The 14884-nt window shown below is 37.0% G+C and carries 19 protein-coding genes; 3 read left to right on the top strand and 16 right to left on the bottom strand.

The genetic code is table 11. The features are described from left to right. Positions 1–38: 38 nt before the first annotated feature. From AC2TFD_RS04460 to cdaS, 14 genes are all read right to left on the bottom strand, one after another. Positions 39–509 (bottom strand): CBO0543 family protein, encoded by a 471-nt coding sequence (locus tag AC2TFD_RS04460; RefSeq protein ID WP_484675067.1) that lies wholly within the window; start codon positions 507–509, stop codon positions 39–41. 54 nt (positions 510–563) lie between these two features. Beyond that, on the bottom strand, positions 564–1187 hold the full coding sequence (gene wrbA, locus AC2TFD_RS04455; RefSeq protein WP_484675066.1) for an NAD(P)H:quinone oxidoreductase: 624 nt from the start codon (positions 1185–1187) through the stop codon (positions 564–566). A gap of 76 nt (positions 1188–1263) precedes the next feature. Next, positions 1264–1695, bottom strand: coding sequence for an organic hydroperoxide resistance protein (locus tag AC2TFD_RS04450; protein WP_283953823.1), 432 nt, complete (start codon positions 1693–1695; stop codon positions 1264–1266). A 197-nt stretch (positions 1696–1892) separates the two neighbouring features. Beyond that, positions 1893–2504: an NAD(P)H:quinone oxidoreductase gene (gene wrbA / locus AC2TFD_RS04445; protein ID WP_420489004.1), complete on the bottom strand. Its 612-nt coding sequence runs from the start codon at positions 2502–2504 to the stop codon at positions 1893–1895. A 102-nt stretch (positions 2505–2606) separates the two neighbouring features. Beyond that, positions 2607–3029, bottom strand: coding sequence for a DoxX family protein (locus tag AC2TFD_RS04440; protein WP_484675065.1), 423 nt, complete (start codon positions 3027–3029; stop codon positions 2607–2609). 24 nt (positions 3030–3053) lie between these two features. Beyond that, positions 3054–3668, bottom strand: a complete 615-nt coding sequence (locus AC2TFD_RS04435) for an alpha/beta hydrolase (RefSeq protein ID WP_484675064.1) — start codon at positions 3666–3668, stop codon at positions 3054–3056. Then, the gene (locus tag AC2TFD_RS04430) at positions 3668–4612 is read right to left on the bottom strand and encodes a ring-cleaving dioxygenase (RefSeq protein ID WP_484675063.1); all 945 of its coding nucleotides are present in this window, start codon (positions 4610–4612) and stop codon (positions 3668–3670) included. Before AC2TFD_RS04430 ends, AC2TFD_RS04435 begins: the two co-directional genes overlap by 1 nt. Positions 4613–4650: 38 nt before the next feature. Beyond that, positions 4651–5259, bottom strand: a complete 609-nt coding sequence (locus AC2TFD_RS04425) for a flavin reductase family protein (protein WP_484675062.1) — start codon at positions 5257–5259, stop codon at positions 4651–4653. Between the two features lie 25 nt (positions 5260–5284). After that, entirely contained in the window at positions 5285–6223 is a 939-nt protein-coding gene (locus AC2TFD_RS04420) for a ring-cleaving dioxygenase (RefSeq protein ID WP_484675061.1), read from the bottom strand. Positions 6224–6315: 92 nt separating this feature from the next. Next, positions 6316–6714 carry a DoxX family protein gene (locus tag AC2TFD_RS04415; protein ID WP_484675060.1) on the bottom strand — a complete coding sequence of 133 codons (399 nt, stop codon included), beginning with the start codon at positions 6712–6714 and terminating at the stop codon, positions 6316–6318. 63 nt (positions 6715–6777) lie between these two features. Continuing rightward, positions 6778–7200, bottom strand: coding sequence for a MarR family winged helix-turn-helix transcriptional regulator (locus AC2TFD_RS04410; protein ID WP_484675059.1), 423 nt, complete (start codon positions 7198–7200; stop codon positions 6778–6780). A gap of 94 nt (positions 7201–7294) precedes the next feature. Beyond that, complete coding sequence (gene spxA, locus AC2TFD_RS04405) at positions 7295–7696, bottom strand: transcriptional regulator SpxA (RefSeq protein ID WP_484675058.1); 402 nt, start codon at positions 7694–7696, stop codon at positions 7295–7297. 206 nt (positions 7697–7902) lie between these two features. Further along, positions 7903–9228 (bottom strand): glycoside hydrolase family 18 protein, encoded by a 1326-nt coding sequence (locus AC2TFD_RS04400; RefSeq protein WP_484675057.1) that lies wholly within the window; start codon positions 9226–9228, stop codon positions 7903–7905. A gap of 56 nt (positions 9229–9284) precedes the next feature. Continuing rightward, positions 9285–9908: a sporulation-specific diadenylate cyclase CdaS gene (gene cdaS / locus AC2TFD_RS04395; protein ID WP_484675056.1), complete on the bottom strand. Its 624-nt coding sequence runs from the start codon at positions 9906–9908 to the stop codon at positions 9285–9287. A gap of 230 nt (positions 9909–10138) precedes the next feature. Between cdaS and AC2TFD_RS04390 the strand changes: the two genes are divergently transcribed. Next, positions 10139–10633: a hypothetical protein gene (locus tag AC2TFD_RS04390; RefSeq protein WP_484675055.1), complete on the top strand. Its 495-nt coding sequence runs from the start codon at positions 10139–10141 to the stop codon at positions 10631–10633. 62 nt (positions 10634–10695) lie between these two features. Here the strand turns inward: AC2TFD_RS04390 and AC2TFD_RS04385 are convergent, their stop codons facing one another. Further along, on the bottom strand, positions 10696–11634 hold the full coding sequence (locus AC2TFD_RS04385; RefSeq protein WP_484675054.1) for an aldo/keto reductase: 939 nt from the start codon (positions 11632–11634) through the stop codon (positions 10696–10698). A gap of 152 nt (positions 11635–11786) precedes the next feature. On the opposite strand from AC2TFD_RS04385, the gene AC2TFD_RS04380 reads away from it, so the two are divergent. Beyond that, entirely contained in the window at positions 11787–12536 is a 750-nt protein-coding gene (locus AC2TFD_RS04380; protein WP_484675053.1) for an IclR family transcriptional regulator, read from the top strand. Between the two features lie 24 nt (positions 12537–12560). Continuing rightward, on the top strand, positions 12561–13691 hold the full coding sequence (locus AC2TFD_RS04375; protein WP_484675052.1) for an NADH-dependent flavin oxidoreductase: 1131 nt from the start codon (positions 12561–12563) through the stop codon (positions 13689–13691). Between the two features lie 178 nt (positions 13692–13869). On the opposite strand, the gene AC2TFD_RS04370 is transcribed toward AC2TFD_RS04375, so the two are convergent. Further along, positions 13870–14883, bottom strand: a complete 1014-nt coding sequence (locus AC2TFD_RS04370; protein ID WP_484675051.1) for a pirin family protein — start codon at positions 14881–14883, stop codon at positions 13870–13872. Position 14884 lies beyond the last annotated feature (1 nt).

Here is a 14884-nt window from a genome sequence, read left to right as displayed (position 1 = left end):
TTCTTCTATTCACCTTTGAATTAGCTCTCTATAAATTTCTATGCACTCTTTACTTTATCTAATTTTTTTAACAACCCAACTAAACCTCTTATCGTAAACAAAGTGAAATTTACGCTTGCAAAAGTATGAAAAGGTGTCCATTTTTTCCATTTAAATAATTTGGAATTCTTTTCAAAGTACCATTGACCGATACTCATCGGAACACTAAATAGTAAACTTTTCAGAAGTATTTTTCCAAAATGATCGTTATAAGAAAGTTTTACCCAGATGACACTTAAAAGTGGAAAAAACAATACTGTATAGATGATGTTCGTCTTAAAAATCTTTGGAAAAGGACGGACTGGATATTCTAGTCTTTTGGTACCGACAACATAAGCATCAATTAAAATCGCAATAACGCCTTTTGAAAAAAATATAACTAGATTTTCTCGCATTTTAGATCCTTTAAATAGAAATGGCAAGGAAACTAAACACAAAGCAGTAAGTAAATTCAACAGTTTCTTTTCCAAAAAAACATCCTCCAAAAAAACTAATCGAAAGTATCGATTAGCTCTTTCAATCTTTTAGCTATTCCCTTTTTTCACCCATTCCGCGACTGTGACGGTACGTTTTGCCTGATGCTTAACGGCAGCTTGAACAGCAGAAAAGTCTTCTACCATTTTGCCATTCTGATCAACCGTTACACTCGTTCCATAGGGGTTTCCTCCGGCTCCAAATATTACTGAATCTGTATAACCTGGAGTGGCAACAATCGCACCCCAATGGTGCATCGTGGTATATAGTGTTAAAATGGTTGCCTCTTGACCACCATGTGGGTTTTGAGCTGATGTCATTGCACTTACTACTTTATTTACTAGCTTTCCATTAAACCATAGACCTCCCGTTGTATCTAAGAACTGCTTCATTTGAGCTGGCATGTTTCCAAATCGAGTTGGTACACTAAAAATAATGGCGTCAGCCCATTCTAAATCTTCGAGCGAAACAGTGGGTACACATGCTGCAACTTCTTCAGAATAATGTTTCCATGCAGGGTTTGAATCAATTACAGATTGAGGTGCTAGTTCCGGAACTTTTAACACCTTTACTTCGGCCCCAGCTTCTCTTGCCCCCTCAGAGGCCCACTGTGTTAACTGATAATTTGTACCTGTTGAGCTATAAAAGATAATTGCAAGATTTACATTTGCCATTCATGCCAGTCTCCTTTTCAATTAAGAAAAATTTTCAATTGAATTAAATGATAGACCTTTATTAAAGCGATATAAGTTATTCAACCACCTCTAGAGTAACATCAATATTCCCTCTTGTTGCCTTTGAGTATGGACAGAATTCATGGGCCTTTTGTACAAGATCTTCTAATTTTCCTTTTTCAATCCCATGTCCTTTTACTTGTAACGTTACAGCAATTTTAAATCCTTGATCTTCTTCATCTTTTAAGAAACTTACATTTGCCGTTACTTCAGAATCAAATTTGACACGCTCTCGCCTCGCTATGTTTTGTAAAGCCCCATCAAAACAAGCAGAGTAACCACAAGCAAACAATTGTTCAGGATTTGTGGCATTTGGTAATTCCTTTGCTCTTGGTGTCCCTGGCATGGCTAAATCTATTTTTATATTACCCTCAGCCGTTTCCACTCTTCCATGTCTCCCCCCAACAGCTGTTGCAGAGGACGTAAATAAAGGTTCCTGTTTAGTCATCGTTCTTCTCCTTTATTATTAAATGTAAGCACAATAAGATTTATAAAATGTTTCCTAAAAACCTGATTGTTAACCATAATTTCCTACCTATTATTTCATTGGGTTGTATTTATTATTCCTTAGAGTTTTAAAATATTTTTATGTAATTAAAAAACTAATCGAATGGCTTCGATTAGCTTTTTATATTGATTAGGATTTTATTGGTTCGCTTTTTTTACCCATTCTGCAACTGTTACAGTACGCTTCGCTTGATGTTTTACAGCAGCTTGAACATCTTCAATCATTTTACCGTCCTGACCAACTGTAACACTTGTCCCATATGGGTTACCGCCAGCCCCAAATGTGACGGGATCTGTATAACCAGGAGCTGCAACAATAGCACCCCAATGATACATCGATGTATAAAGAGATAAAATAGTTGCCTCTTGACCGCCGTGAGGGTTTTGTGCAGAAGTCATGGCACTTACCACTTTATTCGTTAGTTTTCCATTAAACCAGAGACCCCCAGTTGTATCTAGGAATTGCTTCATTTGAGCCGGCATGTTACCGAAGCGAGTAGGCACACTGAAAATAATCGCATCTGCCCATTCTAAGTCATCTAATGTAACCTCTGGTACATCTTTTGTTTTTTCAACTGTAGCTTTCCATACAGGATTTCCTTCGATAGCAGATTGCGGAGCATGTTCAGGCACTTTTAATACTTTTACTTCGGCACCAATTTCTTTTGCACCCTCTTCTGCCCATCTTGCTAATTGATAATTTGTTCCACCCATACTGTAATAAATCACGGCTAATTTTACATTTGTCATTTTTTCTTCCTCCTTTTCAGTTTTATTACCAAATAATCGAGATAAGAAACCCATTTTGTAACACCACCTATTGTTTTCTTTTTTTAAAATTTCCATTCACTATTAAGCTGCTCTTTTTATCTCATTCGATTCCTTTTTAAAAAACAATTGACCAACTGATAATAGCTTGCTCCCATTGATTGCAAGGTAAACTGCTATTGCTAAAAATGCTAAGTCTAATTCATAACCTGCCATTTGACCATTTCCTAAAAACCCAACTGCTAGTTTTACTTTTAGTGTTGCTCCAATCATTAATAATGCAAATAAAGCTCCTACAAGTCTTGTTGCCAATCCAACGATTAATAGAATGCCCCCAACTATTTCGAGTAAAGCAACACCGTATGCAGTTACTCCTGGTAAGCCAAGACTTTCAAACCAGCCAGCCGTGTTTTCTATTCCGCCTTGAAACTTTACAACTCCATGAATAAAAAAGATTGCTCCTAATGTAATGCGTAATAAAAGTGCTCCAATTTCATGTTTTAACATCTAGTATTTCCCCCGTTAGTTTTTTTATTTAGTTATAAAATGCTTTTGATACCAAGCTGCAGCAGCCTCTACTTCTTCTCTCGTTAGTTGATGCCCTCTATTTTCCCAATGAAGTTCTACCTTCGCATTTGCCTTTTCTAATAAAGACTGAAGCTCTGTAGATTCCATCGGAGAACAAATCGGATCATTCGTCCCGGCTGCAATAAAAACTGATTTCCCTGTTAAATCAGGCAGGTCAATTCCTTTTCGCGGCACCATTGGATGGTGCAGAATCGCTCCCTTTAATGCATGTTGATAGTGAAATAATAAACTCCCAGCAATATTCGCGCCATTTGAATAGCCGATTGCAAGAATATTATTGCGGTCAAAATCATACTTTTCAGCTGCTTCATCTAAAAACTCGTTTAATTCTTTTGTTCGAAAAATTAGATCTTCCTCATCAAAGATACCTTCTGCCAATCTGCGGAAAAATCGCGGCATTCCATTTTCTAATACATTCCCACGAACGCTAAGTACGTTTGCTTCATCATCAATCATTCCTGCAAGTGGCAGCAGGTCTAATTCATTGCCTCCAGTGCCATGAAGTAATAACAGCGTTGGTTTTGTTGGATTTTGTCCCTTATTGAATATATGTTTCATTATTTATCTCCTTCCAGAACTCGAACCTCTACCGGCGGTAAGGTCTCTTCTAATTCTTCTCGTTTTGACTCTAGCCAAGATGGCAGCATAAGTTTTTCTCCAAGTACAGCGACTGATTCATCCACTGAAAAGCCTGGCGGGTCGGTTGCGATTTCGAAGAGGATGCCCCCTTCTTCATGAAAATACACGGCTTTAAAATAGTTTCGATCTCGTATTTCTGTTGGATAGTAACCTTTGTCTTGGAGAAGTGATCTCCATCGGAGTAAATCAGCTTCATCCTTTGCTCTCCAAGCTATATGGTGAACAGTGCCAGCCCCCATTAAACCTCGGACAGTTGGATTCAGCTGAATATCCACAGTGTTTCCGAGTTGACCCTCTGCCTTAAATCTTAGAAATTCACCTTCTTGGCCTATACATTCTAATCCCATCACATGTTCTAATACATCTGTTGTTTTATGCGGCTGAGCAGAGTAAAGAACTGCACCGCCAAATCCTTTAATGGCAGTTCCTGCTTGGACACCACCAAAACTCCAAGAATTGATCGGTCCTTCATCTCTTTCCACAAGTTCCAGAAGCAAGCCATCTGGGTCTTGAAATGTAAGGTATGTTTCTCCAAAGCGAATGGAGACATGCGTTTCAATGTTGAATTTTTTGAATCGATTCTCCCAAAAAGCAAGACTGCCCTTGGGGATCATGTAACTTGTTACACCAACCTGCCCTTTTCCAATTCGTCCTTTTAACTGCTTCTCCCAAGGAAAGAAGGTGATCACTGTTCCCGGCTCACCCATTTCATTTCCAAAATAGAGATGATACACTTCAGGACGATCGAAGTTGATTGTTTTCTTAATAAGCCTTAACCCAAGTACACCAGCATAAAAGTCAATATTTCTTTGAGCGTCATTGACCATCGCTGTGATATGATGGATGCCAGATGTCTTCTGCATTGTATTCCCTCCGTTTCACCTCAGGCCTTTTTACTATTTTATTTAGGTCTTTTAATAGAAAACAGCTCGCCGATTTTTGCATAGTTGGTTCCAGCCAGCCGGCTCACAGCCGCTAAGCCCCTAGGGTCAATTCTTCCCTTTTCATAAATTTCATTTTCAATATGAAACTGAACAATTCTTCCTATTATAAGGTCACACCCAGGTGAATCCAAACCGCCTAATTCAAGGGAATGCTCTAAAGAACATTCCATACGAATTTTGGCCTCCTTTACGCCGGGTACAGAAATTTTCACACTTTCTATAGGTGTTAGTTGAGCTAATTCTATTTCACTCTCATCAGCAGGAAGACTTGCTGCTGTTTGATTAATTTTTTCAACATTTTGTTCATCTACGATGTGAATCACAAATTCTTTGGACTCTAGAATATTTCTCGCTGTATCTTTTGGCTGCCCCTCTCTTCGCTGAATCGATAACGAAATCATCGGAGGGTTTGACGAAACGATAGTAAAATAACTAAATGGTGCACCATTTAAAATTCCATCTTTCGATAGCGTGGTAACAAAAGCAATCGGTCTTGGAATAATACTCCCGATTAGAAATTTATAATTTTCTCTTTCGGACAATGAGGCTGGATCAATTGAAAGCAAGAAATCATACCCTTTCCTAATAAAATTAGTCTAGTTCTCTTACTTGAAATGATAGCAACCCACGTTCAATTTGTCCTCTATGTGGCTCATACTGTTCAGGCAGCATTAATTTCTCGCCCATTGTTTCTTGTGATTCATCATGCGCAAAGCCTGGAGGATCGGTTGCAATTTCAAATAAGATTTCCCCATGTTCTCTAAAATAAATGGCATTAAAATAATTTCGGTCCTGTACTGGAGTGACGCCGTAACCATTCGCTGCCACATATTTTTGCCAATCCAATTGATCCTGGTCATCAATAGCCCGCCAAGCAATATGATGTACAGTTCCTACACCCATTTGCCCGCGTCCATTAACAGTTAATTTTAGATCAATGACATTTCCGATATCAGCTGAAGAACGATAACGTGCAAATTCTCCTTCTTTTCCCACGAGTTCAAGGCCCATAACATTTTCTAACAAATCAGCCGTTTTATTAGGCTGAGTGGATAATAAAGTGGCTCCGCCAAACCCTTTGATGGCAACTTCTGGAGTTACTTCACCAAAATTCCAATGATTCACTGCTCCTTCTTCTCTCCCTACAATTTCAAGATGAAGGCCATGTGGATCATCAAATTGCAAATATTGTTCGCCGAATCGAGCTGTTTTCTTAAAAGGAATTTTAAACTTTTCTAATCTTGTTTCCCAAAATTCAAGGGCTCCTTTAGGAACAACATAGGAGGTAACTCCAACCTGACCACCGCCGATTTTCCCTTGACGAGCTCCAGCCCATGGGAAGAATGTAATGATGGTTCCAGGTTTTCCACCTTCATCACCGAAATAGAGGTGATACGTGCCAGGATCATCAAAGTTTACCGTTTGTTTTACTAAACGCAGCCCTAGAACGCCTGCATAAAAATCAACATTCTCCTGTGGATGACCTACAATCGCAGTAATATGATGAATACCCATTGTTTTTTTACTCATTTTTAAAACACTCCTTTTTCTATTATGATGTCTATTTCTAGATTAAATTATCGATAAATGCTGTAAGCTAAGATTCTCTATTTCGAGATATTTTAGAATAATAAAGCATCCAATGCATATTGACCTGGTCCGATTAATGCTATACCTATGACAACAGCGATGATTGTTAAATTATATTCATATCCATTTTGTGTTGACCAATAACCATTTGGAGCATGAACCTTAACAATTGCCATGACCATTGTACCTGCAATCATGATCGCTGCAAGCGTGGTAAGGAATCCTAAGGTAAGCAATAATCCTCCTATTAATTCTGCCAGACCAGCCATGAGAGCCATTGTCACACCTGGTTTTAATCCGAGTGATTCCATCCATCCTCCTGTACCCTTTAAACCATAACCGCCAAACCAGCCAAATAATTTCTGTGCTCCGTGAGCCATGAACGACAGCCCAATCACTAACCTAATCATTAATAATCCAATACCTATCATTAAATTAGACCTCCTATTTTCTTTTTATCTTGATTCCGAGATATTTACCAAAAAAATATACGATTAAACTTTGTTATTTACTTTTTTTAAAGCGTTGACCAATAACTCGGATTCATCATCTGTTAAATTTCCAAAAAAAGAATCAACCAATTCTTGATACTTCGGCATGATGTTTTCCATCATGTTCATGCCATCAGCCGTTAAAGTAATATGAATAACCCGCCTGTCTTCTCTACAGTCATTTCGTTTTATAATCCCTTTTTGTTCAAGTTTATCTATTACATATGTCATAGAACCGCTAGAGATCAAGATTCTATTTCCAATCTGCTGAATGGTTTGTTTTCCTTGGTAAAAAAGTGCTTCTAAGACTGAAAACTCTGTAATGCTTAGATTAAATTTGGACATTTCATCTCTTAGCCGTTCCTGTATGGCTTTTGAGGTTTGCATGAGCAGTAAAAAAGGCTGATTTGTACATTTCCTTTCCATATTTACACCTCCTGATTAAATATCCTTAATTAATATATCTCGAATTAAAGATATTGTCAATACATACTTACAAATTGCTGTTATCTAATTTTCTCTATTGAGCTTCTTCAAAATTATAGACATCATCCAGATGGAATACACGCATTTTACGCGGCAAAAAGCTCCGGATTTCTTCTTCATTAAAGCCTACTTGTAATCTTTTTTCATCAAGGATTAAAGGTTTTCTTAATAGCCCTGGATTCTCTTTGATAAGTGTATACAATTCTCCAAGTGAAATCGTATCGATATTTACATTTAACTTTTGGAATGTTTTTGACTTTGTCGAGATAATTTCATCGGTGCCATCTTCTGTAAAACGAAGGATATCCTTTATCTCATCAACTGAAAGCTTTTCAGAAAGAATGTTTCTTTCTTTGTAAGGAATTTGATGTTCGTCAAACCATGCCTTTGCTCTTCGGCATGAAGTACAACTAGGTGATAGATATAAAGTTACCATTATGAACACTCCCCTATTATGTTTTTTCGTCAGTTCGACTTCTATCCATTAGCTTTACCATTTATCTTAAATCAGCGTATCTCGAATTAATATATCTCGAATTGGAGATATATTTATTATATATCATCTTATACATTTGTCAACGGCAAATAATAAAATAATAATAAAAGCCCCCTTTATGTAATTTTTCATAAAGGGGAGCAGGTTTATTGCACATTAAATTCCTCTAGCAGTATTTTCTCCGTTTGAGGCATTGTTAAACCTAAATGCCAGCATCCCATTCCACCTAGTCCATATTGTCCAACTAACCGAAACTTAGTAAGCAGGCTTCTTGGGTCTTCAAACCACACTTCATGTAAGATCCCTTTATTGTCTACATAACGAAACCACGGTGCTGCTGCCTTTTCATCATAATGGACAGTACTTTGGTAGCCTGTTAATAAATCTAAAGCATGCTGAGTAGAATAAGCTTTTCCAGACTGTTTCTTCTCTTTTATTGTCCAATCATACGCATACTGAGGAATTCCTAGCATCAACTTTTTTCTATCTACAACGGATACAGCATAATCAAGTGTTGCTTTTACTTCATCAATTGGAGCGATTGGGCCTGATGGGCCTCCTGGCCAATGCCAATCATACGTCATTAAAAATAACCTATCCAGATACTTTCCAAGTGTTTGATAATCATAACCTGCTGAATAGGAGGGCTCCTTGTCTCCTTTTTTAGGAGGGACGGCCATCATGACCTCCATTCCTGCTGGATGGAGTTTTTCTGCTAATTCTTTAATAAATTGGTTAAGAAGATTTCGATCTTTAGGTCTAACTTGTTCAAAATCGATAACAACACCTTTATAGTGGTGGCTATCCAATAGGGAATAGATATTGTTAATAAATTTTTGTCTCAGCCAATCCGTACTAAATAATGTATGGATTAGCTCAGGATCAAATCCCTTTTCGCTTAAATTGGATAAAGTCGCATATGGAGCCAGATTCTTTTTCCATGCGATTTTATGTGCTTCATTCTCTTTCACTTCAATCAGATTGCCTTGTACATCAGGTTTATACTCAAACACAAAAATACTAGAAAGGGTACTTTTATAATTATTAATCATCCAAGTATTCGCACTCTTATCTTTTGGAACAAAGTAGGTTCCAGTCCAAACATCCACTTTGGGTGGACGGGGGATCGTCAATTTTTGTCCAGGAACAATGACTCGACTTTTCAACCCATTTTGGTTCATTAACGTTTGTTCACTAATTGCATGTCGTTTTGCAATCTCCCAAACGCTGTCTCCTGGCTGCACGATGTATGTGGAACCCGGTATTAACATTGCCTGCCCAGGAACTAGTCCTATATTTTTTGCTAAACCATTGAGCTTTACAAGTTCGTCTTTGTTCATTTTATATTGTTTTGATATTTTACTTAAGCTATCTCCATATTTCACTTCATGTATGACTTGTGCATTTGTCAAATTCGGGGTCAACAGAACGATACAAACTGAAACAAATAACAATTTAAGGTTTTTTACCATAAATAAATCTCCTTAAGTATTTGAATTATGTTTTTACCTTTAAATCCTTTTGAGCTTTAAAACAAAATCGGGTTTCTTGAGTTTATAGGAAATAGTTTTCCATCTAACGCAAATGAAATTTTACCAGTTTCTTCAGAAACAACAAGAGCAAGTGCATCGCTCTTTTCGGATATTCCTAGGGCTGCCCGGTGGCGTGTTCCAACTTTCTTGTCTCCAGTTACTACTGTTGTCAGCGGAAGAACATTTGCTGCTGAGATGACGGTATTTCCCCGTATTAATACTGCTCCATCATGTAATGGATTTCCAGGATAAAAAATCGATCCCAATAATTTTGGTGTTACCTGTGCTCCTATTGTTGTTCCCTTTTGGATAAGGGTGTCTACAGAATCTCTACGTTCTACTACAATAAGTGCACCATGTTTTTGTTTCGACAGGATTTGAGCGGCGATAGATATATCATCATAAGTATCTGTAAAGGATGATAAATAGCAATTTAAATAAAAGGAGGCTGCCATCGATTCAATTTTTATTAGATGTTCTTTTACATCCTCTAGACTTCCTAATACACAGTAGTTTTCATTACCTAGGAGTTTTAAATTGGTTCCGAGTAAATCAATTATATTTTTAATACCCTCCTCCACATTTTGCTTTAATGGTGAAAAATCACAATTACTATCCATATAGATATTCCTCCAACTATATGCTAAAAGCCTCTTCATTCCGCTTTTCTTTTGATTAACGGTACTGTTAGAAATAGTATTCGTTTGGCGATTGTAAATTATTTATGAGCATTTAAACTCAAGTAACTTTAATTGATTTGTTTTTTCATGTTTATTATAATTTAAATAGGTTACTTAAAGTATACACGTTACTTTTTATATAATCATATTTTAGAAGCGAGGTAAGGAAAATGAATATGTTAGAATCAAAAGTAATTCAAACTAGATGTGAAAAAGAAATATTTATAGAAGAAAAATCAAACATTGAAATGAAAGAGTTTCGTACGCTTGATAAGAACACTCCTTTTTATGAATTTATGATAGGACTTGATCTCATTCGAATAAGGGATAATGAGTATTATGGAAATAAAACAAGTTACGTTAATATAAGAATTTCAGAAGATTTACAATCTCTTTTTGTAATAGAGCCTGATGCTCAAAGCCTTTTTGCTGTCAAAAACAAACAAGAAAAAGAAGCAGCAATTGAACTAATTCATTATTTATTGGTTGATTCACAAACCTTTAAACAAGTTGTCTCAGAAATGATAAGTAATCTAAAGAAGGAAGATGTTATGAATGTTTTTGAAGTCGAGGAAGCAAACATTAAGTTGGCTGTGCTAGAAAGATTATTATACGTTCGTAATGAAGATATAAAATTCATGATTAGATTGGAAAATATAGCTTAGAAATAAAAAGGGAGAGAAAGCCTATCAAACGGCTTTTTCTCTCTTTTTTTGAATATTCGTTTTTAGTTATTTAGAATCTCATTAATAATTTGTAATTCTTCTTTAGATATATTAATTCCACTTGCCTGAACGTTTTCACGGATGCGCTCTTTTCGTTTACCTCCTGGTATGACTGCATCAACACCCTCTTGAGTGAGTAACCAAGCTAGTGCTAAGTTAGGTAGGATTGTTTCTTTTTGGGCAGCAATCTCTTTTAGTTTTTCCACTATTTCAAGTGATCGTTGGAATTGTTCACCTTGGAATAAAGGAACGGAATTACGCCAATCTTGTGGATCCAATTTAGACTCTTTTGTGAAGCCTCCGCCAAGTAATCCAAATGCTAATGGACCATATGGAATAAAGGAAATATTATTTTCAATACAATAAGGTAATAATTCTGCTTCCGCTGATTGATCCAACATATTATAGGGTGATTGCAAAACAGAAATATCACCATTAGCATTTGCCTCTTTTAATTGCTCTAGCGAAACATTCGAGATTCCAATTGCTCGGATTTTCCCTTCCTCTTTTAGTCGAGCTAACTCACCAATCGACTCTGCAAAAGATGTTTCATTGTCTGGAAAATGCAAATAATACAAGTCTACATAGTCTAATTGCAACCTCTGTAGACTCTTTTCAACTGCTTCTCGCAAATATTCAGGACGATTATCCGTTCTTACAGAGCCATCAGGAAACCAATGCTGCGCTCCCTTCGTTGCAATCACAATGTCATCACGCTTAAATTCTTTTAATACTTCCCCTACTAATTCTTCAGAACGGCCAAGACCATAAATATCAGCTGTATCAATAAAGTTTACCTCGTTTTTTAATGCTTCCCTTACAAAATCTTTTCCTTCTTCTTCATTTAAGTTTTGAAACAAATTATGTCCGCCAACTGCATTTGTACCAAGTCCAATTACGGATGCTTTAAGATTAGATTTTTTTAATGTTGTATATTTCATTTTTTTCCTCCTAAAAGTGATTAGTCCTATCTTATTTTTTAAAAATGAAACTTACAAATTTCATTAAACAAGTTTCATATAATGAAACTCATTCTGTATAGTTTGAGATAAAAAAATAAAACATCTATACTATCGGAGACTGAGGTGATGAAATGGCACGGAATGAAGTATCGACATTAAAAAAAGGACTTCTAGTATTAGAATTAATAAAACTACATAAAGGCATTACATTAAGAGAAGTGATGGACGAACTGAATTTAAGTAAATCTACAGCTTTTCGGATTTTAACAACCCTAGAAGAAATGGGGTATGTGTATAAACTTCAAACTCAATTTTTTATTCATCATAAAATGTTTTTCGAAAGCTTTGAAAAGCGTTCGGAAATGGATTGGGCTTCATTACGTTCGATTTACCAGGCGGCACAAAATGTACAGATGAGTACCTATATAGGAAAAGTGGACGGGACCGATCTTGTTATGACACAAGTATTACACTCCCCATATGAGAATTCAGCAGACGAAGAAATTGGAAATCGTTCAAAACTACATCAGTCCGCTTTAGGTAAAGTGATCTTAGCTAATTTAGATGAAGAATTACTAGCTTCAATATTTGATAAATTATCACTTGAACGTGCAACGAAAAATACATTTCAAGACTCACAACTATTTCGTTATCATTTAAAGGCCATTCGTGAAGATGGTTATGCATTTGATGATGAGGAACGTATTGTCGGTATCCGTTGTGTAGCTGTACCAGTATTTCGTAATAAGGAAGTAATTGCTGCCCTAGCAATCGCTGCACCTGCAGAGCAAATTTCACGCAGCAATATTAAACAGATTGCTGAAAAGCTAAATACAGGCAGCAAAGCCATTACAAAAGAAATTGAAACTTTAAATCAATGAATGAACTATTATCGGAGGATTCCCATGAAAAGTAATTATCAAAATTTATTTCAAGACTACATATTTAAAAGTGGTGTTCACGTAAAAAATCGTCTTATGATGGCACCAATGACCACATTTTCTGCAGATGAAAATGATTATGTTTCACAGGAAGAACTTGAATATTACAAAGAACGTGCAAATGGTGTTGGTACAATTATTACTGCTTGTGCATATGTTTCAAAAAAAGGTAAGGGATTTGACGGTCAAATGGGTATTGATCATGATGGTACAATTGACGGTCTTTCAAAATTAGCAGATGTTATTCACTCTGGTGGTGCGAAGGGAGTCGTTCAACTGTATCATGGCGGCCGTTTAGCAGTCCCAAGACTTATTCCAAATGGAGAAACTGTAAGTGCAAGTGCTGTAGCTCCCCTTGGAGATCGTGGATTTTATAGTATCGGGCAAACACCGAGAGCATTAACTACTGAAGAGGTATTTGAAATTATAAAGGACTTTGGTGACGCAACACGCCGTACAATTGAGGCTGGATTCGACGGAGTAGAATTGCACGGTGCAACCGGTTATTTATTACAGCAGTTTGTTTCACCACACTCGAATCAACGAACAGATGAGTTCCAAAATCGCTATTTATTTGCCATTAAACTAATTGATGAAGTGAAGCGTGTGATCAAAGAATACGCAACAAAACCATTCTTAATTGGTTATCGTTTTTCACCTGAAGAACCCGAAACACCAGGAATCACCATGAAAGAAACATTTGAGTTACTTGATGAATTAATGAAAGCAGATATCGATTATATTCATATTGCCACAACCAATGCTTGGGCTAAGCCGCGTAGAGGAATGGATAGTGAAAAATCTCGTACAGAGTTAATTGCAGAATATATTAATGGGCGTGTGCCAGTCATTGGTGTTGGAAATATTCATACCCCAGATGAAGCAGCACTTGTATATGAGAAAGGAAAAACAGACTTTGTAGCACTCGGACGAGCAATAGTGGTTGAGCCTCATTGGGTAGAAAAAGTACAGCATAATGAAGAAGAAACTATTAGACACCAACTAACAACTACTGATCAACATCAAGCAGTTATTCCAACTCCACTTTGGAAGTTAATTTTAGAGGTCGAGGGTTGGTTTCCAGTTAAACGATAGGAGTATTTGTAAATGCAAAACGAATATCAAGCACTATTTTTACATAGTGTTTGATATTCGAATCACAATTTTGGCTTTTGTTTGTATGGTTTTTTGTAAAAACTGTACGCTTTTTTCTATTATAATTGACCTACCCATTAAGGAGGATAATAACTCATTTTCCTCCTAACCTAACATTTTACCTTTTTTCAACTCTTCCATCCGCATGGCGTGCGAATCTTCCTGACTCACGCTTATTTACAGGATCTGGACGGTCCCACGGCCAGCCCCCAAATTGTGTAGTTTGATAATCCTTGAATGCATCGCGAATTTCCTGCTCCGTATTCATTACAAACGGTCCATAGCTTACGACAGGTTCTTGTATCGGCTCACCCTCTAGGAGCAGCAAATAACTATCAGATGAACCATTTGTCATCGTGATTTCCTGATCACCGGCAAGCTTTACACGGTGGTACGCTTCAATCGCTGTTTCGTCTATATTTAGTTTATCTCCTTGATAATAGTAAATATTTCTAGTCATTGTCGCTGAAACGGATGGCAGGGTGAAGACTGCATCTGGCTCCATATGAATAACGTAAATCCCCACATGATGATTTTTATCGTTTGCCCAAGAAGCAGAGTTTGGTTCTAAACCAGACTTGCCCATCACACTTCCGGCAATCAATCTTACCGTCGTTTTCTGTCCATTCGCAGCGGCTGATTGTACTTCCGGTATATCTTCAGCCCATAACATTTTATATTCAGGTTCAGCAAATTTATTTTTTGCAGGCAGATTCAACCATATCTGAAAGAATTCAAGTGGATTGCCTTTGTCCTGATGGACGAGAGGAAACATTTCAGTATGCTGGGCACCCTTACCTGCGGTCATCCACTGAACATCTCCATTCCCAAAACGTCCTACAGACCCATGTGAATCAAAATGATCAATAAGACCTTCGAGAACAACGGTAACCGTTTCAAAACCTCTGTGGGGATGTACAGGAAACCCCGGAACCGTTTTGCCATGATACATTCGAAAACCATCACGCAATGTAAAATCCTCGCCAAGATTTCTGCCTTCCAATGAAACATTCGGACCCTGCTCGTCATTTCCTGGTGGATATGCATCTTTATGATGTACGGTCATAAGGAATGGATCTTCTGTCTCCCATGGAAATCCTAATTTTTGTATTTTCAAGATTTTGCTATTCACT

It is taken from the genome of Neobacillus sp. plas4 (assembly GCF_057221695.1).
Note: the sequence above shows the minus strand (reverse complement) of the source record. Positions and strands in the feature narration are given on the sequence as shown.